The 18,525-nt window shown below is 75.6% G+C and carries 18 protein-coding genes and 1 pseudogene; 8 read left to right on the forward strand and 11 right to left on the reverse strand.

Features of this window, described 5'->3' with window-relative positions:
* Positions 1-87 precede the first annotated feature (87 nt).
* The 4 genes from ACFVVU_RS11485 to msrB all read left to right on the forward strand — a co-directional run bounded on the left by ACFVVU_RS11485 (position 88) and on the right by msrB (position 3,403).
* Positions 88-855 (forward strand): pyrimidine reductase family protein, encoded by a 768-nt coding sequence (locus ACFVVU_RS11485; protein ID WP_387789422.1) that lies wholly within the window; start codon positions 88-90, stop codon positions 853-855.
* A gap of 141 nt (positions 856-996) precedes the next feature.
* Positions 997-1,458, forward strand: coding sequence for an indole-3-glycerol phosphate synthase (locus ACFVVU_RS11490; protein ID WP_355369163.1), 462 nt, complete (start codon positions 997-999; stop codon positions 1,456-1,458).
* 136 nt (positions 1,459-1,594) lie between these two features.
* Positions 1,595-2,977 (forward strand): UDP-N-acetylmuramate--L-alanine ligase, encoded by a 1,383-nt coding sequence (gene murC, locus ACFVVU_RS11495; RefSeq protein ID WP_387789579.1) that lies wholly within the window; start codon positions 1,595-1,597, stop codon positions 2,975-2,977.
* Between the two features lie 21 nt (positions 2,978-2,998).
* Positions 2,999-3,403, forward strand: coding sequence for a peptide-methionine (R)-S-oxide reductase MsrB (gene msrB / locus ACFVVU_RS11500; protein WP_355369165.1), 405 nt, complete (start codon positions 2,999-3,001; stop codon positions 3,401-3,403).
* Between the two features lie 58 nt (positions 3,404-3,461).
* Here msrB and ACFVVU_RS11505 read toward each other — a convergent pair whose 3' ends face one another.
* The 8 genes from ACFVVU_RS11505 to ACFVVU_RS11540 all read right to left on the reverse strand — a co-directional run bounded on the left by ACFVVU_RS11505 (position 3,462) and on the right by ACFVVU_RS11540 (position 11,196).
* Positions 3,462-4,679, reverse strand: coding sequence for a cytochrome P450 (locus ACFVVU_RS11505; RefSeq protein ID WP_380684693.1), 1,218 nt, complete (start codon positions 4,677-4,679; stop codon positions 3,462-3,464).
* Positions 4,680-4,716: 37 nt separating this feature from the next.
* The gene (locus tag ACFVVU_RS11510; RefSeq protein ID WP_380684694.1) at positions 4,717-5,358 is read right to left on the reverse strand and encodes an ATP/GTP-binding protein; all 642 of its coding nucleotides are present in this window, start codon (positions 5,356-5,358) and stop codon (positions 4,717-4,719) included.
* The gene (locus ACFVVU_RS11515; protein WP_355369169.1) at positions 5,336-5,698 is read right to left on the reverse strand and encodes a DUF742 domain-containing protein; all 363 of its coding nucleotides are present in this window, start codon (positions 5,696-5,698) and stop codon (positions 5,336-5,338) included. The genes ACFVVU_RS11510 and ACFVVU_RS11515 overlap by 23 nt, the downstream gene beginning before the upstream one ends.
* Entirely contained in the window at positions 5,695-6,147 is a 453-nt protein-coding gene (locus tag ACFVVU_RS11520; RefSeq protein ID WP_355369171.1) for a roadblock/LC7 domain-containing protein, read from the reverse strand. Before ACFVVU_RS11520 ends, ACFVVU_RS11515 begins: the two co-directional genes overlap by 4 nt.
* 11 nt (positions 6,148-6,158) lie before the next feature.
* Positions 6,159-8,129, reverse strand: a complete 1,971-nt coding sequence (locus ACFVVU_RS11525; RefSeq protein WP_387789425.1) for an ATP-binding protein — start codon at positions 8,127-8,129, stop codon at positions 6,159-6,161.
* Between the two features lie 80 nt (positions 8,130-8,209).
* Entirely contained in the window at positions 8,210-9,214 is a 1,005-nt protein-coding gene (locus ACFVVU_RS11530; RefSeq protein ID WP_387789427.1) for an MBL fold metallo-hydrolase, read from the reverse strand.
* 132 nt (positions 9,215-9,346) lie between these two features.
* Complete coding sequence (locus ACFVVU_RS11535) at positions 9,347-10,093, reverse strand: hypothetical protein (protein ID WP_387789429.1); 747 nt, start codon at positions 10,091-10,093, stop codon at positions 9,347-9,349.
* Positions 10,094-10,245: 152 nt separating this feature from the next.
* A complete protein-coding gene (locus ACFVVU_RS11540; protein WP_387789431.1) occupies positions 10,246-11,196 on the reverse strand; it encodes a GNAT family N-acetyltransferase in 951 nt (316 codons plus the stop codon).
* 267 nt (positions 11,197-11,463) lie between these two features.
* Between ACFVVU_RS11540 and ACFVVU_RS11545 the strand changes: the two are divergent.
* From ACFVVU_RS11545 to ACFVVU_RS11555, 3 genes and pseudogenes are all read left to right on the forward strand, one after another.
* Positions 11,464-12,929: pseudogene (locus ACFVVU_RS11545) on the forward strand (DUF692 family multinuclear iron-containing protein).
* 104 nt (positions 12,930-13,033) lie between these two features.
* On the forward strand, positions 13,034-14,128 hold the full coding sequence (locus ACFVVU_RS11550) for a TIGR04222 domain-containing membrane protein (protein ID WP_380684023.1): 1,095 nt from the start codon (positions 13,034-13,036) through the stop codon (positions 14,126-14,128).
* Between the two features lie 98 nt (positions 14,129-14,226).
* Positions 14,227-15,003, forward strand: coding sequence for a TIGR04222 domain-containing membrane protein (locus tag ACFVVU_RS11555; RefSeq protein ID WP_380684025.1), 777 nt, complete (start codon positions 14,227-14,229; stop codon positions 15,001-15,003).
* Positions 15,004-15,086: 83 nt separating this feature from the next.
* On the opposite strand, the gene hemQ is transcribed toward ACFVVU_RS11555, so the two are convergent.
* Genes hemQ through ACFVVU_RS11570 form a run of 3 tightly spaced genes read right to left on the reverse strand, consistent with a single transcriptional unit; the run spans position 15,087 to position 17,873 of the window.
* On the reverse strand, positions 15,087-15,812 hold the full coding sequence (gene hemQ, locus ACFVVU_RS11560; protein ID WP_355369185.1) for a hydrogen peroxide-dependent heme synthase: 726 nt from the start codon (positions 15,810-15,812) through the stop codon (positions 15,087-15,089).
* Positions 15,809-17,242 (reverse strand): protoporphyrinogen oxidase, encoded by a 1,434-nt coding sequence (gene hemG / locus ACFVVU_RS11565; protein WP_387789433.1) that lies wholly within the window; start codon positions 17,240-17,242, stop codon positions 15,809-15,811. The genes hemQ and hemG overlap by 4 nt, the downstream gene beginning before the upstream one ends.
* A gap of 34 nt (positions 17,243-17,276) precedes the next feature.
* A complete protein-coding gene (locus tag ACFVVU_RS11570; RefSeq protein ID WP_387789435.1) occupies positions 17,277-17,873 on the reverse strand; it encodes a Uma2 family endonuclease in 597 nt (198 codons plus the stop codon).
* Between the two features lie 54 nt (positions 17,874-17,927).
* On the opposite strand from ACFVVU_RS11570, the gene ACFVVU_RS11575 reads away from it, so the two are divergent.
* The gene (locus tag ACFVVU_RS11575; protein ID WP_387789439.1) at positions 17,928-18,368 is read left to right on the forward strand and encodes a DUF523 domain-containing protein; all 441 of its coding nucleotides are present in this window, start codon (positions 17,928-17,930) and stop codon (positions 18,366-18,368) included.
* Positions 18,369-18,525 lie beyond the last annotated feature (157 nt).

Raw genomic sequence — 18,525 nt, forward strand, 5'->3', positions numbered from 1 at the left:
GTGAATAAGGGTACGCCCGGTCGGGAGGCCCCCGGGACGAGCACCCGGTGGACCTCCCGGGGCGGCCCCCGGTGGAAGACTGGGGGCATGCAACAGCTGATCAGCCCGGTGGCGGAGACCTTCGACGACCCGAGTTCGCTGGAGGCGCTGGCCGCCGTCTACGCGTACCCCGGGCAGGTGAACCACGGGAGTCCCTGGCTGCGCGCCAACATGGTGGCCGGGCTGGACGGCGGGGCCCGGCTGGACGGGCTCTCCGAGGGGCTCTCCAGCGAGGCCGACAAGCGGATCTTCGGTGTGCTGCGGGCGCTGTCGGACGTGGTGCTGGTGGGTGCCGAGACGGTGCGCGCCGAGGGGTACCGGCCGGCCCGGGCGCGGGCCGACTTCGCCGAGGCCCGCCGCGCGGCCGGGCAGGCGCCGGCGCCCGTGATCGCGATCGTCAGCCGCTCGCTGGGGCTGGACCTCGCGGCGCCGCTGTTCACCGAGCCGCTGGTGCGCACCGTGGTGATCACCACCGAGGACGCGCCGGTGCGCAGCCTGGCGGCGGTGACCGAGGTCGCCGACGTGATCGCGGTCGGGCGCGGCGCGGTGGACCTGCGGGCAGCGGTCGCGGCGCTGGCCGACCGGGGCTGGACGCGGCTGCTGACCGAGGGCGGGCCCCGGCTGCTGGGACAGCTGGCCGCCGAGGACCTGCTGGACGAGCTGTGCCTGTCGCTGGCGCCGCTGATCACCGGCGGCGACGCGCCGCGCATCCTCAACGACGCGCGCATGCCCGACGTGCAGCGGATGCGGCTGGTCTCATTGATCGAGCAGAAAGGATTCCTCTTCACCCGCTACCTGCGTCCGCCCACCCCGTGACCTCCGAACCGTGATCCCGCTCCCACTTGCGGCCTCCTCCGCGTGGCCCGTGTGCCGGGTGGGCAGCGTGCGGAAAGCTTCCGCCGGGCAGTATGGGATGCGAAGCCGGAGCCCGGGGGCCGGCGACTGGAAGGGATTCACGTGTTCAAGACGGTACTGATGATCGAGAAGGCTCTCTCCGACGCGGACGTGGAGCTGGTCACCACGCTCCACAGCGAGGAGAAGGTGTCCTTCGTCGTCCTGATGCAGCCGCGCGGCAAGCAGGACGAACTGCTGCGGGCGCTGGACGACGTCGCCCTCGGCCACCTGGACAAGGTGGTGCGCGAGCACGACGAGTCGGAGAGCGGGCCGACGGTCGCCACCGAGTCGCTGGAGCACAGCCTGCGCCACCTGCGGCGGGCCGGCGCCGAGGCGGTCGGCGAACTGGTCGAGGAGTCGCCGCTGGAGCGGCTGCGCGCCGTGGTGGAGGAGCACCAGGCCGACGAGGTGGTGGTGCTCACCTCCCCGCACTTCGTGGAGGAGTTCTTCCACCGCGACTGGGCCTCCCAGGCCCGCCACAAGGTGGGCGTGCCGGTGCTGCGGCTGTTCGCCAGCGACTCCTGACGCGACCCCGGAGTGGTGCAGAATCGTCCTTGCGGTCCGGCGCGGTCCGGCCCGCGAGGACGATTCGCACGCCGTCCGCCCCTCCCCTGACCCCCCGCCCGTACGGAGCCCCGCCTTGAACGACGCCGCGCACGACCTGCACGCCCCGCACTTCATCGGCATCGGCGGCGCCGGGATGTCCGGCCTGGCGAAGATCCTCGCGGTGCGCGGGGCCGGCGTCTCCGGCAGCGACGCCAAGGAGTCCGAGACCGTCCGCGCGCTGCGCGCGCTCGGCGCCACCGTGCACATCGGGCACGCCGCCGAGCACGTGCCGGACGGCGCGAGCAGCATCGTCGTCTCCAGCGCCATCCGCGCCGACAACCCGGAGCTGGCCGCCGCCCGCGAGCGCGGCATCCCGGTCGTCCACCGCTCGGACGCGCTGGCCGCGCTGATGGGCGGGCGCCGGGCGCTGGCCGTGGCCGGCACCCACGGCAAGACCACCACCACCAGCATGCTCGCCGTCGCCCTCGGCGAGCTGGGCCTGGACCCGTCCTACGCGATCGGCGGCGACCTCGACGCGCCCGGCTCCAACGCCCACCACGGCACCGGCGAGATCTTCGTCGCCGAGGCCGACGAGAGCGACCGCAGCTTCCACAAGTACGCGCCCGAGGCGGCGATCGTGCTCAACGTGGAGCTGGACCACCACGCCAACTACGCCTCGATCGACGAGATCCACGAGTCCTTCGAGACCTTCGTCGGCCGGATCGTCCCCGGCGGCACCCTGGTCGTCTCCGCCGACCACGACGGCGCCCGGGAGCTGACCGCCCGCGTCCGCGGCCGCGCGGACCTGAACGTGGTCACCGTCGGCGCCGCCGAGGACGCCGACCTGCGCGTCCTGTCGGTCGTCCCGCGCGGCATGACCAGCGAGGTCACCGTGCTGCTGGACGGCACCGAGCTGGGCTTCACCGTCTCGGTGCCCGGCCGCCACTACGCCCACAACGCGGTCGCCGCGCTGGCCGCCGGTGTCGCCCTGGGCGTGCCGGCCGCCGACCTGGCCAAGGCGCTCGGCGCCTACACCGGCGTGCGCCGCCGCCTGCAGCTCAAGGGCGAGGCGGGCGGGGTCCAGGTGATCGACTCCTACGCCCACCACCCGACCGAGATGACCGCCGACCTGGAGGCCATCCGGGAGGCCACCGAGGGGCGCGTGCTGGTGGTCTTCCAGCCGCACCTGTTCAGCCGCACCCAGCAGCTCGCCGAGGAGATGGGCGCCGCGCTGGCGCTGGCCGACGCCTCCGTGGTGCTCGACATCTACCCGGCCCGCGAGGACCCGGTCCCCGGCGTCACCAGCGAGCTGATCATCGACGCCGCCCGCCGGGCCGGCGCCGAGGTGACCGCCGAGCACGACTTCGCGGCCGCCCCCGCGGTGCTGGCCGCCCTGGCCCGCCCGGGCGACCTGCTGCTCACCATGGGCGCCGGCGACGTGACCAACCTGGGCCCGGAAATCCTGGAGCACCTGTCGAACGTTGCCACCAACGTCTGAGTCACGCGACCGGGAGCCGTCATGAGCTACGAGATCGAGAAGACCGACGCCGAATGGCGCGCCCAGCTCTCCCCCGAGGAGTACCACGTCCTGCGGGAGGCCGGCACCGAGCGCCCGTTCACCGGCGAGTACACCGACACCAAGACCGTCGGCGTCTACAGCTGCCGGGCCTGCGGCACCGAGCTGTTCAGCTCGGAGACCAAGTTCGACAGCCACTGCGGCTGGCCGTCCTACTACGCGCCGCTCGCCGGGGACCGCGTCCAGTACATCGAGGACACCTCGCTCGGCATGCGCCGGGTGGAGGTCCGCTGCGCCCGCTGCGGCGGGCACCTCGGCCACGTCTTCGAGGGCGAGGGCTACGGCACGCCGACCGACCAGAGATACTGCATCAACTCGGTCTCGCTCACGCTGAAGCCGGCGGAGTGACGAGGAGCGCGTGAACGCGTGGAGGGCCCGGACACCCGTGGGGTGCCCGGGCCCCGCGCTATCCGGCGACCGGGGTGAAGCGGACCGGGAGGCGGACCAGGGCGCGGTGGAAGGGGCCGGGGCGCCAGTGCAGGGCGTCGGCGGGCTCGGCGAGTACGAGGTCGCCGATCCGGCTGGTCAGCTGCTCGATCGCGGTGATGGCGATCAGCAGGGCGGGGTCGCGGGCCGGGCAGGCGTGCGGGCCGGCCGCCCAGGCCAGATGGGCGGAGCCGCCGCTGCGCAGCCCGGCGGTGTCCACGCCGTCGGCGGTGGCGGCGGGCGGGGCGGCCTGGGAGTTGGCGGCCGCGTAGGAGACCAGGACGAGCGAGCCCGCCGGGATGGCGCGGCCGTGGAAGGTGACGTCGACGCGCGGGTAGTGGGCGGAGAGGTTGGCCAGCGGCGGCTCGTGCCAGAGCACCTCGTCGATCGCCTGGTGCGCCGTCATCGCCCCGCCGAACAGCGAGCCGGCGTAGCGGGCGTCGGTGAGCAGGCGCAGCAGGGCGTTGCCGATGAGGTTGGTGGTCGGCTCGTTGCCGGCGATCATGGTGAGGGTGATCTGCCGGACCACCTCGTCGTTGTCCAGCCCGGCCGGGTGGGTGAGGAACCACGAGGTGAGGTCGTGCCGGGGGCGTTCGCGGCGCTCGGCGACCATCCCGGTGACCACCTCGACGAGGTCCGTGTACGCGGCCACCGCGTGCCGGGTGGACTCGATGGAGCCGACGATGCCGGCCACCAGCCGTTCCCGGTGCTCGTCGGGCACGCCGAAGCCGGTGGTGAGGACGTGCACGGGCAGCCGGCGGGCGTAGTCGGCGATGAGGTCGGCGGAGCCGGTCTCGCCGAAGGCGCCGATCAGCCGGTGCGCGACCTCGGCGACCCGGCGCTGCAGCAGGTGCGGCTCCAGCAGCGCCAGGCCGTCGGTGATCACCTGCCGGTAGCGGGCGTGCGTCGCGCCGTCGCTGAACAGGGCGGTCGGCCGGTAGCCGAGCACCGGCAGCAGCGGGGAGTCCGGCGGGACGGTCCGCTGCCAGGCCCGGGAGTCCTTGGAGAAGGTGTCGGTGTCGCGCAGCAGGTCCAGGGCGGCCTGGTAGTCGGTGACCAGCAGGGCCGTGACGCCGGGTGCGATCTCCACCTCGGCGACCGGGCCCTGGCGGCGCAGCCGCTCGTAGACGGCCTGCGGGTCGGCGGCGAAGGCCGGGCCGTGCAGCGCGGCCGGGGGGTGCGCGGGGTCGGTGGTCATGGCTGCTCCGGGGCCGGGGGGTGCGCGGGGTCGGTGGTCATGGCTGCTCCGGGGCCGGGGCGGAGGCGGGCAGGCCGTGCAGGACGTGCTCGGTGAGCGCGATCAGGGCGTCCAGGCTGGAGCCGCGCTCCCGGGCGTCGCAGAGCACCAGCGGGGTGCTGGGGTGCAGGTCGAGGTGGCTGCGCAGGACCGCGGCCGGGTGCACCGGCGAGTCGGGGAAGCGGTTGACGGCGACCGCGTAGGGCAGGCCCTGCTCCTCGACCATGTCCATGATCTCGAAGGAGTCGGCGAGCCGGCGGGTGTCCGCCAGGACGAGGGCGCCGATGGCGCCGCGGGCGATGTCCTGCCAGAGCGGGAAGAACCGGCGCTGGCCGGGGGTGCCGAACATGTAGAGCACCAGTTCGCCGGGCAGGGTGAGCCGGCCGAAGTCGACCGCGACCGTGGTGGTGGTCTTGCCGGGCAGGCCGGCCACGTCGTCGACGGGGGCGCCGGTCTCGGTCATCGCCTCCTCGGTGTGCAGGGTCGGGATCTCCGAGAGGGTGCGGATGAAGGTGGTCTTGCCGACGCCGAACGGGCCGGCGACCACCAGCTTCATCAGCGTCTGTTCGGGGTCGGGCAGGTAACCCACCCGGTCCGGCCGCCCCGGGCCGGGCGGGTTACCGGAGAGTGCGGAGTCCAACGAGGAGCCTCTCGACGAGGGAGCGGTCGGTCTGCTGGGCGCGGGGGATCGGCGCGCGGGCGTGCAGGCAGCCCGCCTCGACCAGATCGGCCGCGAGGAAGACCGTGGCGCTGACCGGCAGCCGCAGGTGCGCGGCGGCCTCGACCACGGTGAGCGCGCCGGGTCGTAAGAGGTCCCAGAGCCGGTGGTGCTCCGCCTCCAGCTCCGCGAGCGCCGCCGGGCGGTCGGCGCCGGTCGCGAACAGCACGGTGAGCCGTTCGAAGCCGTCGCCGCCCGGGCGGGTCCGGCCGCCGGTGACCAGGTAGGCGGGCACCATCCGCCTGCGGGGAGTGGCGGTCATGACCGGGCGGGGGCGTCCTGACGCCGGGCCGGGCTGGCCAGTGCCCGGCCCAGGGCGGCGACCTGGACCTGCATCTGGTAGGCGACGTTGCCGAGTTGGGCGTCGGGGGTGGTGAACACCGCGAGCGAGGTGTTCTCGCCGGCCGGGACGACGACGGCGAAGCCCAGCTCGGACTCGACGACGGTCTGCGCCAGCCGGGGCTGCTCGGCGTCGGTGAAGGCGGTGGTGAACGCCCGGGCGGCGGCGTGCACGGTGGCGGTCATCGCGGCGACCCGCTCGGCGGAGGCGCGGGCGAGGCCGTCGGAGGCGGCTTCGACCAGGCCGTCGCCGGTGGCGATCAGCGCGTGCACGACACCGGGCAGCTCCAGGAGCGGGGTCAGCACCCAGGCGATGCCGTCGGTGTCGGACGGGCTGGGCGTGGTGCGGGTGGGGCTGGGCGTGCTGCTCACGGCGCGGCTCCTCAGAGGTTCTGGGTGGTGCGGCGGCCCGATGCGTCCGCGGGACCGGCGCCGGTGCGGTCGGCGTCGGGGCGGGGCGGGGCCGCCCGGTCGGCGCCGGCGGGGCCGGTCGCCGCGGGGGACGGGGGGTGGGGGGCGGATTCGGTACGGGTGCCGGTGGCCTCGGTGACGGTCGCGTCGGCGGTCCGCTCGGTCTCGGCCTCGGCCTCGGCCTCGGCGGTCCCGGACTCGGCGGTCCCGGACTCGGCGGCCGCGGCCTCGGCGACCGCGGCGCGGCCCGAGCCGGTGCCGTGCTGGAGCGCCTGCCAGCGGGCGGCGGCCTGCTCGGGCGTCCGCAGCGGGCGGACGGTGGCCGGCCCCCGGTCCGGTGCTCCGGCGGAGGCGGCCTGGGACTGCGGGCCGGGCGTCAGCGGCCGGCGCCGGCGGCGGCTGGGCAGGCCGCTGCCGTCGTCCTCCGGGGCGGGCCCGTCCGGGACGGCCCGCACCGGCGGGACCGCGCGCACCGGCGGCTCGCCCGGCGCGTCCGGCACCGGCGGCACGCCCGGCGCGTCCGGCACCGGCGGCTCGCCCGGCGCGTCCGGCACCGGCGGCACGACCCGAATGGCCGGGACGCCGTCGCGGACGCGGCCGCCCGTCGGGCCCGGGGCGGGCGGCGCGGCGGGCGCGGGCCCGGGGCGCAGCGGCAGCGGGGTGAGCACCGAGAGCGGCTGCTCCTCGTCGACCACGGTCAGCAGCCCGGCCGGGATCCGCACCAGCGCGCGCATGCCGCCGTACGGGGAGGGCTCGACGTGGCAGGAGAAGCCGTACTGCCGGGCCAGCTTGCCGACCACCGCGAACCCGGTCCTGGGCGGGTTGCCGAGTTCGGTGAGCAGCACCTCGGGCGGGCCGGCCAGCAGCCGGCGGGCCCGGCGCAGCTGGTCCTCCTCCATGCCGATGCCGCTGTCGTCGACGATCACCAGGGCGCCCCGGCCGCCCTGCTGGACGGTGACCGGGACGTCGGTCTCCGGGTGCGAGTACGCGGTGGCGTTGGCGAGCAGTTCGGCGACGGCGATGGCCACCGGCTCGGCGGCCCGGGCGACCACCGCGAGCCGGTCCTCGCGCAGGTGGTTGGCCACCTTGATGCGGGCGTAGCCGGGCACCCGGGAGAGCGCGCCGACCACCACCTCGGCGAGCGGCGAGTCGGTGCGGGCCAGGCCCGGCCAGGCCTCGCAGAGCACGGCGACGGTCTGGATCCGGCGCAGCGCGACCTCGTTGCGGAAGTCGACCTCCAGCAGCCGGGGGTCGTCGTTGTCGTCCTGGAGCTGCTGGACCAGGCTCTGGATCTGGTAGAGCAGGGTCTGGATCTTGGAGGTGGCGCCGCGCATCGCGGCGCGGGCGGCGGCGTCGACCCGCTCCCGCTCGTCGGTGACGGCGGCGGAGGCGGCGTCCAGCACGGCCTGCAGGGCCTGGACGGCGTCCGGGCCGACGGCGGCGGCGTCGAGCGGCCCGGCGATCGGCGCGTTGGGGTGGCTCAGCCGCAGGGCGGCGGCGACCACGCGTTCGGTGGCGAGGTGGCCGATCTCGGCGAGCAGCGCGGCGGTGCGGCGTTCGGCCGCCGCGGCGGCCCGCTCGGCGCCGGTGGCGCGCTGCCGCGCCTCGGCGGCCACCTGGTCGGCCTCGGCGGCCCGTTGCCCGTCCTCGGCCGCCCGGTGCTCGGCCCGCCGGGCGCGGTCCTCGGCGGCGAGCGCGCTCTCGGCCGCGCCGCGGGCCTGCTCGGCCGACCGCTGCTCCTCGGCCCGCGCCTCGCGGGCCTGCTGCTCGGAGCGGCCGGCCCGGCCCTCGGCCACCCGGGCGCGCTCCTCGGCCAGGCCGGTCGAGGCCTCGGCGGCGGCGGCCCGGGCCAGCGCGTGGGAGCGGCCGCGGGCCAGCCACCCGGCCGCGGCGAGCGCGGCGAGCGCGATCAGCGCCAGGGCCGGGACCAGCAGCTGCGTCATCGGCGTCCTCGGAGTTTCCTTGTACGAAGAACGGACTCGGGGCGGGGGCGGTACGGGCGGTTCGGGGGGCGGCGGCCGGCTCAGGCGCGTGGGCGGGGGGCGCGCCGTTCGGCGTCCTGCTCCAGCTCCCGGGCGACCAGGGCCACCTGGCTCATCGCCTCCAGGATGTTCGGCACCGCGCTGTCCTCCAGGTGCCGGTACTCGGCGGCGACGGTGAGCACCAGCCGCTCGGGCAGGCCGAGTTCGGGGTGGCGCTGCTCGGCGATGATCCGCCGGGCGGCGTCCAGGGCGGGCAGGCCGGCCCGGTGCAGGGCGTGCGCGCGCTCGCGGACGTGGTCGAGGTAGGCGATGTGCTCGCGCACGCCCGCCCGGTCGAGCACCGGGCCGTGGCCGGGGACGATGATCTCGGCGCCGGTGGCCAGGATCTGTTCGCAGGCGGCGATGATGTTCTCCAGCGGCCCGGCCCAGTGCGAGGGGTGGTCGCCGGGCTGCGCGGCGGTGGAGCCGAAGATGACGTCGCCGCTGAACACCGCGCGCTGCCGCGGGAGGTGGACGATGAGGTCGCCGCCGGTGTGCGCGGCGGGCAGGCCGGTGATCTGCACGGGGTACTCCCCGACGCGCAGCTCCAGCTCGCCGTGGAAGACGGTGTCCGGGTGGACGGGCTCGGTGTGCGACCAGTCGAACCGGCCGAAGTGGCGCCGGAGGTAGTCGCCGAGCGGCGAGTCCGGGTCGCTGCCGACGACCAGGCCGTGGGTCTGCTGGGGCGTCGGCTCCCAGTGGATGTGCTCCAGCGCCTCGCGGGTGGCGATCACCTCGGCGTCCGGCAGCACGCCCGCGCCCCAGAGGTGGTCGCCGTTGGCGTGGGTGACGACGATCCGGTCGACGGTGACGCCGTCGGCCAGCCGCTTGCGGCTCTCGGCGAGGAACTCGGCGGCGAGCGAGGGGTCGTACGGCGTGTCGATCCACAGCGCCGTCCGCGGGCCGGCGAGCAGTCCGCAGTTGGCCAGGCCCCATCCTCGCTTCGGCGGGAGCCAGACGTAGAGGTCCTCGGCAATCGCGCTCACGTTCGCACGGTTGATCGTCATGGGCGCGATTATGCCGATGATGTGACAGTAGTGGAGCAAAAGCCTGATGAATCCGGCCACTTCCTGTCCCAGAGTCTCCCGGACTGTCCCGTTTGCCCGGATCCGCGGCGGCCGAATCCTGCCCCCGCGCACTCAGGCCGAGGGCAGGATGCGGCAGACCTCGACCGTCACGTCCACGGTGTCCAGGCCGATCACCCGGCCCTCGACGGCGACGAACCCCTTCTCCCCGGAACGGAACAGCACGGCCAGCGGGGACTGCCGGCCGGCCGCCGCCAGGGCCTCCACCGCCATCGCCGACCCGAACGCGAAGACCCCGCAGAGCACCACGCAGGGCGCCTGCCGGCCGGTCCGGGTGACGAACACGAAGCCGTGGTCGCGGACCAGTTCGTCGGCCGCGTTGTACTGCGCCTCGAAGATCATCCCGCCCCAGCGGGCCCGGGCCGCGTGCGGGTGCTCCAGCCGGAAGTCCGGGAAGCCGGCCGCCAGGACGCCGGCCGAGTAGGCGTTGACGGCCGGCCCGCCGATCGAGAAGGTCGGCATCCTCGGGTCCTGCGCGCCCGCGGTGACCAGCTCGATGGTGGCCTTGCGGTTGATCTTCCGCAGCAGGTCGATGAGCTGGGCGATGGCCCGGGCCTCGGCCATCGGCATGAAGAGCACGTTCCGCGGCCCCCGGCTGGTGAGCCGGCAGCCGTCCTTGGCGTAGGCGAACTCGGCGGCCTCGACGCTCGGGGTGACGATCTGCACCCGGCCGTACGGCCCGAGCAGCACCCGCAGGAAGCCGTAGCGCAGGAAGAGCCTGGTGCGGGCGAGCGAGCGGGCGGCGAGAAAGCCGATCACCGCCGGGACGAACCCGACCAGGATCTGGAGCAGGATCTCCATGGCACCCCCGCGCGGAAGCCCGACGACTCGGGCACGAACAGACTGCGCGGAGGTGATGCCCCGTGAGGCCCCGGGAACGCACGCGTTCCGGGCCCCATCCAGCGCCCACGCGGGTGGACGCCCCGAATTCACCCGGACGGCTCAGCGTCTCGTCACGCTCCGTCACCACCTCCGGCCGCGCCGCCGTCCAGGCGCTTGATGTACTTCCGCTCGCTCGCGCAGCGCTCGTAACCCAGCCAGGCGTTGATCGCGAGCATCGGCGCATTGGTGGCGTCGTTGGAGGTGTAGGCCCGCCGCAGACCGGCGGCGCGGGCGCGGCGCAGCGACTCCAGCTTGGCGAGCTTGCTCAGCCCCCGCCCCCGGTACGCCCGGCGGCAGGCGGTGAACGCCGACCAGTAGCGGTCCGCGCCGTCGGTGCTGACGGCGCTGAACGCGACGGGCAGGCCGTCGGCCACGGCGACCACGGTCAGCTCGCGGTCGAGGTCCGGACGGTTCCACTCCCCTGCCAGCCACGCGTCGTACTCGACGGCGTCCAGCACGATCTCGCCCGGCTCGTCCCGCGCCGCGTCCACCTCGATCTCGTAGACCGGGCGGGGATCGGCCGCGAAGTCGCTCGCCGGGCGCAGCTCCACACCGGCCGGCAGCGGCGGGGCCGGCGGCAGCGGCTTGGCGAGGTCGCGGCCCGCGAAGTGGGCGGTGCGGCCGGCGGTGAAGCCCCGGGCCTCGGCGAAGGCGCGCGAGCCGGGCTCGTCGTCCACCCAGCTGTGCAGCTCGACGACGCCGTGCCCGCCCAGGTGCCGCTCGGCGGCGGCCAGCAGGGCGGTGAAGGCTCCGCGCCGCCGGTACCCGGGCAGGACGCTGCCGTTGGCGTGGCCGACGCCGGTGGTCGTGGTGCCGACGACCACCCCGCAGCGGACCGCGCCGACCACCCGGCCGTCCAGTTCGGCGACGAAGGTCCGGTAGTGGGAGCCCTTCGGCGGCCGGGCCTCGCGCCAGACGAACATCTCGGGCGTCTGCACCAGGTGCTCACGGCCGGCGCGGTGGGCCGCCGCGACGGCCTCGGCGTCCTCCGGTCGGAAGTCACGAATCGTCAGAAGTGTCATAGGGAGGTCACGGTAGCCCCACAGCCGGACCGTCCGCCCCTGGTTTTTCCGGCCGGGACCGCCCCGACCTGCGGCGATGCCGCGGCCCGGCGGTACGGATCGCTCATTGACGCCACGCCAAGCTCAAGTAATGCTCTGAGATGACCGGACCAGGCTTGGCAGCCGAGCCGCCCGGGGACATGCTCACCAGCACGGCCCGGCGGCCCCGGCGACGAGGCCCGGCCGACCGACGGCCTTCCCACCCGGCCCTCCGAAGGGGGCGCATCGATGACCTCCCCTGCCCTGCACCCCGCACCGCCCACGCCCGCACCCCGTACGCCCGCACCGACGACGGGCAGCGCTCACACCACCGGTACCACCCACACCACCCACACCACCGACGACGCCCGCCGGCTCGGCATCGGCCTCGGCTGGCGCAGCGAGATCGACACCGTGGTCGAGCGCCAGCCCGGCCTGGACTGGGTCGAGGTGGTCGCCGAGAACCTCTGCGCCGGCCACCTCCCGGAGTCCCTGCGGATCCTGCGCGAGCGCGGCCTCACCGTCGTCCCGCACGGCGTCGGGCTCGGCCTCGGCGGCGCCGACCGGCCCGACCCGGCCCGTCTCGACCGGCTCGCCGAGACGGCCGGCGCGCTCGGCTCGCCGCTGGTCACCGAGCACCTGGCGTTCGTCCGGGCCGGCGGCCTGGAGGCCGGCCACCTGCTGCCGGTGCCCCGCTCGCGCGACGCGCTGCGGGTGATCGCCGAGAACGTCCGGATCGCCCAGGACCGGCTGCCGGTGCCGCTGGCCCTGGAGAACATCGCCGCCCAGCTGGCCTGGCCGGACGACGAGCTGACCGAGGGCCAGTTCCTCGCCGAGCTGGTCGAGCGCACCGGCGTACGGCTGCTGATCGACGTCGCCAACCTGCACACCAACCGGGTCAACCTCGGCATCGACCCGGCCGCCGAGCTGGACCGCCTGCCGCTGGAGGCGCTCGCCTACGTGCACGTCGCGGGCGGCACCCTGGTCGACGGCGTCTGGCACGACACCCACGCCCACCCGGTCACCGAGCCGGTGCTGGAGGTGCTGGCCGAGCTGTGCGCGCGGGTCACCCCGCCCGGGGTGCTGCTGGAGCGCGACGCCGCGTTCCCGCCGCCCGCCGAGCTGGCGGCCGAGCTCGACGCCATCCGGCGGGTGCTGGACGGCGGTGCCGCCCGATGACCGCGGCTCCGCACACCGGCACCGACCCGGGCACCGACACCCGGCCGGGCGCCAGTACCGACCGGGGCACCGACGCCGCCCGCGCCCGGCTGGCCGCCCGGCAGACCGAGCTGCTCACCGCCCTGGTGGCCGGCGGCCCGGTGCCGCCCGGCTTCGACCCCGCGCAGGTGCGCGCGCAGGCCGCCGGTCTGGCCGCCAAACGGCGGGACACCGCCGCCAAGGTCGCCCCGGCCCTGCCCCGCCTGCTCGGCGCGCAGTACGGCCCGCTGTTCCTCGCCTACGCCCGCAGCCGTCCGCAGACCGGCGGCTACCGCGCCGACGCCCGGGCCTTCGCCGCCTGGGTGCTCGCCGAAGGCCCGGGCCCGGAAGACCCGGGCACGGGAGGCCCAGGCCCGGAAGACCCGGGCACCGGCGGCGCGGGACCGGACGCCGACGTCCGCCGCTCGCTGGCGCGGTGGCTCGACCCGGCCCCGGAACGCCCGCCGGGCCCGCTCGCCCGCCTGCGGCGAGCGCTGCGCCCGGGCCTCGACACCTGAGCGGCCTCCCGCCGCACCGCACCCCGCACCCCGCACCCCAGAACCGCCCGAACCACGGCGCCGCGCGCGCCCGGACCACGTCTCACCGACCGGGGGAACCGCCCATGTGGCACGACGCCTACTACCTGATCCCCGCCGCCGTCCTGGCCGCCACCGTCCTGTGGGCCTCACGGGCCCGGCAGGCCGCCCTGCGCGTCCCCAACCCCCAGGGCCTGCCCGGCCGCGGCCTCCACCTGCTGCACGCCGCCTTCCTGGCCGGCGGCCCCGGCCGGGTCTTCGACACCGCGCTGGTCCGGATGCACCGGGCCGGCCACGTCGTGGTCAGCCGCTCCCGGCTGGTCACCGTCACCGCCGACCGCCCGCAGGACGCCGTGGAGCGCGCGATCGTCGAGGCGGTCGGCCCGTCCCGCAGCCTCGACCTCGACCCGCTGCGCCTCGCCGTGATGCGCTCGCCGGGCGTCCAGGCGATCGGCGACGAGCTCGCCGGGCGCGGTCTGCTGCGTAACCCCGTCCGGCTGCGCCGGGCGAGGACCGCGCACCGGTCCATCTGGCTCGCGCCGCTGCTCACGGTGGCCCTCACCGCCCTCGCCTACCCGCTCGCCTCGCACGACGGGTCCGGCGACGACGGTCCCGCGCTGTGGATCCCGCTGCTGCTGCTCGCCGTCGGCCTGCTCTCGCTGCTCGGCACCCGGCCGCCCAAGGGCCGGATCACCCCGGCCGGGCGCCGCCAGCTCGGCCTGATGGACAACGGCACGCCGTGGCGGCCCCGGCACGGGGCCCGCAACGCCGACGCCGCGCTGCTCGGCGCCATCGCGCTCGGCGGCCTGGTCGCCGTCGAGTTCGCCGACGAGGAGCTGCGGCAGGCGCTGCTCGCCTCGGCCGCCGCCGACCAGACGGTCGGGGCGGCCGGCTGGTCCGCCGCCGGCTCGCCGTCCGCGTCCTCCTCGTCCTCGTCGTCCTCCGGCTCCTCGTCCTCCGGCTGCGGCAGCAGCCCGGCGGTCTGGTGCGGCTCCTCCTCCGACTCCAACTCCGGCTCGTCCGACTCCGGCTCCGGTTCCTCGGGTTCGAGCTGCGGCGGGAGCAGCGGCTGCGGAGGAAGCTCCTCGTCGTCGTCCAGCTGCTCCTCGGGGTCCTCCGGCTGCGGGTCCTCCTCCTCGTCCAGCTGCGGTTCCAGCTGCGGCGGCGGCTGCGGCTCCTGACCACCGCCCCCGCCCGACGCCCCGCCGGACGTCACAGTTCGGTATCGCGGTCCGGGAACACGTACCGCGTGCGGCGCGGCCGGGTCTACAACAAGCCCATGTGGTTGCTCTTCCTGCTCCCGGCCTGCGTCGCCGCGGTGCTCTCCTGCATCCGGCTGGTCCGGATGACCGCCGCCGCCGACGCGTTCTCCGGGCAGGAGGGCCCCCGACCGCCCGAGGCGGTCGGCATCGGGCTGTACGAGACGGCCTACCTGGCCGGCGGACCGGACCGGGTCGTCGAACTCGCCCTCGTCCTGATGGCCTCCCGGGGCCGGCTGCACCTCGCCCACACCGGCTGGACCACCGTCGTCGACCCGCGCGGGCGCAGCCGGCTGGAGCGTGCGGTGATCGCCACCGTCGGCCCGGAGGGCCAGTGCCGCACCGACGACCTGCGGGCCGCGATGGCCGCCCACCCCACCGTGCTGGAGATCGGCAGCCGGCTGTCGCTGGCCGGACTGGCCACCCCGGCGGCCGTCCAGCGGCACACCGTGCTGGTGGTCCGGCAGGTCCGGCAGGCGCTGCTGCTCTCCCTGGTGCTGCTGGTCCTCGCGCTGGTCGCCGGCGGTCTGCTGGAGGGTGACGCGCTGACCCCGCTGGCCTGGTTCTCGCTGCCGCTGGTGCTCACCTCGGGCACCCTGCTGATGGCCCGGGTCGATGTCTACCCCTACACCCGCTGGGCCTCGCCGGTCGGCCAGGAGGTGCTCCGCGAGGTGCGCCCGCCGCGCCAGCACGGGCTGACCGACGACGACGAGCGCGAGCTGCTCACCGCCGTCGCCATGAACGGCCCGGCCGCCCTCCCGGACGCCCGGCTGCGCGCCGCCCTGCGCCGCCACTGACGCCGGACGCCGGACGCCGCCACTGACGCGGGAAGGGGCCCCGTCCGATGTGGACGGGACCCCTCCTTCGCCTGCCGCGCCGCTCAGACCAGGCCGTTGAGCAGCTCGGCGACCGGCTTGCGGCGGCCGGTGAAGAACGGCACCTCCTCGCGGACGTGCAGCCGGGCCCGGGACGGGCGCAGGTCGCGCATCAGGTCCACGATCCGGTGCAGCTCGTCCGCCTCGAAGGCGAGCAGCCACTCGTAGTCGCCCAGCGCGAACGAGGCGACGGTGTTGGCCCGCACGTCCGGGTAGCCGCGCGCCATCTGGCCGTGCTCGGCGAGCATCGCACGCCGCTCGGCGTCCGGCAGCAGGTACCACTCGTAGGAGCGGACGAACGGGTAGACGCAGACGTAGTCGCGCGGGCGCTCGTCGGCGAGGAACGCCGGGATGTGCGACTTGTTGAACTCCGCCGGGCGGTGCAGCGCCATGTTCGACCAGACCGGCTCCAGCAGCCGGCCCAGGCCGGTGCGGCGGAAGCGGTTGTACGCCTCCTGCAGGTCGTCGGAGTCCTCGGCGTGCCACCAGACCAGGATGTCGGCGTCGGCGCGCAGACCGGACACGTCGTAGGTGCCGCGCACCAGGACGTCCTTGGCGGCGAGCTGCGCGAACAGCTCGTCGACCTCGGCGGCCAGCCCGGTGCGGTCCTCGGGCAGGGCGCCCTTGAGCTTGAACACCGACCACATGGTGTAGCGGATGACCTGGTTCAGGTCGCGCGCCTTCTTCTTCGCGGGCTGCTCGGCGGCCTGCTGCTCAACGGTCTCAGTCATGCGCCCATTGTCCTCTCCGTGACGTTCGCCCCGGTCAGCGGGGTCAACACTCTGTCGAGCCCGGCGACGGCCACCCGGGCACTCGCGATGCACGCCGGGATGCCCACGCCGTCGTACGCCGCCCCGCACAGCGCCAGCGCGCCGACCCGGTCCGCGGCCGCCCGGATCCGGGCCACCCGGTCCAGGTGGCCGACCGGGTACTGCGGCAGTCCGGCCCGCCAGCGGGTGACGGCGGTGTCGTAGGGGCGGGCGGTCAGACCGATCGCCTCGCCCAGGTCGGCCAGCGAGCGGGCGACCAGCTCCCCGTCGTCCAGCTCCAGCGGCTCCTCCTCGTGCAGCCGCCCCAGCGAGGTGCGCAGCACGAAGGTGTCCGGGGCCGAGCGCTCCAGCCAGCCCCACTTGTTGGAGGAGAACGTCGACGCCTTGATCCGGCGGCCGTCCACCGGCGGGACGAGGAAGCCGCTGCCGGCCGGCGGCTCGGACAGGTCGGCGCGGCGGAAGGCCAGGGTGACCAGCGCCATCCCGGCGTACTCGACGCCGTCCAGCTCGGCGGCGGCGGCCGGCGCGTCGGCGCGCAGCAGCCGGGCGGCGGCGGGCGCCGGCACGGCCAGCACGACGGCGTCCGCGTGCAGGGTGTCGCCGTCGCCGGTGGTCACCCGCCAGCCGTCGGCGGTGCGGCGCAGCGCGGTCACCCCGGTGCGGGTGCGCAGCTCGACGCCGGCCTCCGCGCAGGCCGCGGCGACCGCCGCCGGCAGGGTGCCGAGGCCGCCGCGCAGGCCCTGGAAGACGGGGGTGTCGCTCTTCGGCCGGCCGGCCAGCTCGCGCACCCCGTCGAGCAGCGACCCGCCGCCCCGGGCGAGCGGCAGCAGCGCGGGCACCGCGGCCCGCAGCGAGATCTCGTCGGCGTGCCCGGCGTAGACGCCGCCCAGCAGCGGCTCCACCAGCCGGTCCACCACCTCGCGGCCGAGCCGGTCGGCGACGTAGCGGCCGATCGCGACGTCGTCCGCGACCGCCTCGCCGGCCGCCTCGTGCCGGGCCCGCTCAAGCCCCTCGGGGCTCAGCACCCCGGAGTCCGCCAGCGCGGCGAGGTCCCCGGGAACGCCCATGACCTGCCCGCCGGGCAGCGGACGCAGCGCGCCCCTGGTCCAGATCGCGGCCTTGGCGGTGGTCGGCGGCTCCAACTGCTCCGCGAGTCCGACCGCCCGCGCCAGCTCGACCGCCTCCGGCCGCCGCGCCAGCATCGACTCGGCCCCGAGGTCCACCCGGACCCCGCCGACCTCGCCGCCCCACAGCTTCCCGCCCAGCCGCTCCGACGCCTCCACCAGCGTCACCCGCGCCCGCGCGGGCTCCCCCGCACCCCCACCGAGCACGGCGGCAGCGGTCAGTCCCGCGATACCGCCGCCGATCACCACGACATGTGCCTGCGCCATGGTTCGCAGTCTCGCAGGTCTTTACACCTTTGCCTCAATCCGCTGCACGCTTCGCCCCGGGGGCGGGGACGAGCGCGTCGAGGTCGATGTCCAGCGGGAACGGCACCGGCCGCTCCAGCCGCTTCCGGAAGATCCCGGCCGGGGCGTAGGCACGGACCGGCCGCTCCAGCTCGAAGGCGTGCACCACTGGCAGTCCCTCCTCCTCCTCGATCACCCAGTAGTGCGGGATCCCGGCCTCGGCGTACTTCTGGAGCTTGACGCCCCGGTCACGGTGAGCGGACTCGGGGGAGACCACCTCCACGACGAGCGCCACGTCGGCCGCTGCGAAGTACGTACGGTCGGGGTCGTAGTCGGTTGTCGCGACCACCAGATCGGGCTCGGGCCGATTACGCGCGTCCAGCTTGATCGTCATCTCGCGCTCGGCCAGGAAGCCTTCCGGCACGAGTTCCTCCAGGATTGCGGTCAGGCCGGTGACCGCTCGACTGTGCCACGACCGCTGCGGGGACATCATGAAGACCAGCGCTCCGTCGATCAGTTCGGTGTGGCGCGGCGCCTGCGGCAAGTGGTCGAGGTCGTCGGCGAACCAGCCCTCGACTCGGGGTGCGTACATCCACTCCGGCAACTCACTCATGGGCCCACGGTAGTGAGTCCTGGGCGGGTGCGGGACCTCGTTAGGCTCGGCGGCATGGAGAAGGTGCTGGTGAGTGCGTGTCTGGCCGGGGTGCCGTGTCGGTACGACGGGCGGGCGAAGACGGCGCGGGCGGCTGCCGAACTGGTGGCCGAGGGGCGCGGGGTCGTGGCGTGCCCGGAAGGGGCGGGCGGGCTGCCGACGCCCCGGCCGGCGGCGGAGATCGTCGGCGGGGACGGGGCGGACGTGCTGGACGGCCGGGCGCGGGTGGTGGACGCGACCGGTGCGGACTGCACCGAGGAGTTCGTGGCCGGGGCGCGGGCGGCGCTCGCCGCGGCCGAGGCGTCGGGGGCGCGGCGGGCGCTGCTGATGGCCCGCAGCCCGTCCTGCGGGTGCGGGCAGGTGTACGACGGCACGTTCGGCGGGACGCTGCGGCCGGGGGACGGCGTGACGGCGGCGCTGCTGCGGCGCGCGGGGATCGAGGTGGAGGCCGTCTGACGCCTTGTCCGGCCCGCAGCCGATACGTGATCAACCCGCGATGTTCCGGCGGGATCCGATCCGGGCCGCTTCCCGTCGAATGGTCCGAGCGTCCCGAGGGGGGACGCCGGACGGTCGACGCGGGAGGGCCGCACGGTGGGAAGAGGACGGCGAAGAG

Source organism: Kitasatospora sp. NPDC057965, assembly GCF_042887135.1.
In the GTDB taxonomy this organism is placed as follows: Bacteria; Actinomycetota; Actinomycetes; order Streptomycetales; family Streptomycetaceae; genus Kitasatospora.

Bases quoted from the DNA above. Each gene is read 5' to 3' on its own strand.
- ACFVVU_RS11570 (WP_387789435.1), bottom strand. From the start codon at position 17,873: ATGAGTGAGTTGCCGGAGTGGATGTACGCACCCCGAGTCGAGGGCTGG.
- ACFVVU_RS11535 (WP_387789429.1), bottom strand. From the start codon at position 10,093: ATGGAGATCCTGCTCCAGATCCTGGTCGGGTTCGTCCCGGCGGTGATC.
- ACFVVU_RS11575 (WP_387789439.1), top strand. From the start codon at position 17,928: ATGGAGAAGGTGCTGGTGAGTGCGTGTCTGGCCGGGGTGCCGTGTCGG.
- ACFVVU_RS11505 (WP_380684693.1), bottom strand. From the start codon at position 4,679: ATGACCACCGACCCCGCGCACCCCCCGGCCGCGCTGCACGGCCCGGCC.
- hemG (WP_387789433.1), bottom strand. From the start codon at position 17,242: ATGGCGCAGGCACATGTCGTGGTGATCGGCGGCGGTATCGCGGGACTG.
- ACFVVU_RS11540 (WP_387789431.1), bottom strand. From the start codon at position 11,196: ATGACACTTCTGACGATTCGTGACTTCCGACCGGAGGACGCCGAGGCC.
- ACFVVU_RS11525 (WP_387789425.1), bottom strand. From the start codon at position 8,129: ATGACGCAGCTGCTGGTCCCGGCCCTGGCGCTGATCGCGCTCGCCGCG.
- msrB (WP_355369165.1), top strand. From the start codon at position 2,999: ATGAGCTACGAGATCGAGAAGACCGACGCCGAATGGCGCGCCCAGCTC.
- hemQ (WP_355369185.1), bottom strand. From the start codon at position 15,812: ATGACTGAGACCGTTGAGCAGCAGGCCGCCGAGCAGCCCGCGAAGAAG.
- ACFVVU_RS11555 (WP_380684025.1), top strand. From the start codon at position 14,227: ATGTGGTTGCTCTTCCTGCTCCCGGCCTGCGTCGCCGCGGTGCTCTCC.
- ACFVVU_RS11530 (WP_387789427.1), bottom strand. From the start codon at position 9,214: ATGACGATCAACCGTGCGAACGTGAGCGCGATTGCCGAGGACCTCTAC.
- ACFVVU_RS11515 (WP_355369169.1), bottom strand. From the start codon at position 5,698: ATGACCGCCACTCCCCGCAGGCGGATGGTGCCCGCCTACCTGGTCACC.
- ACFVVU_RS11485 (WP_387789422.1), top strand. From the start codon at position 88: ATGCAACAGCTGATCAGCCCGGTGGCGGAGACCTTCGACGACCCGAGT.
- ACFVVU_RS11550 (WP_380684023.1), top strand. From the start codon at position 13,034: ATGTGGCACGACGCCTACTACCTGATCCCCGCCGCCGTCCTGGCCGCC.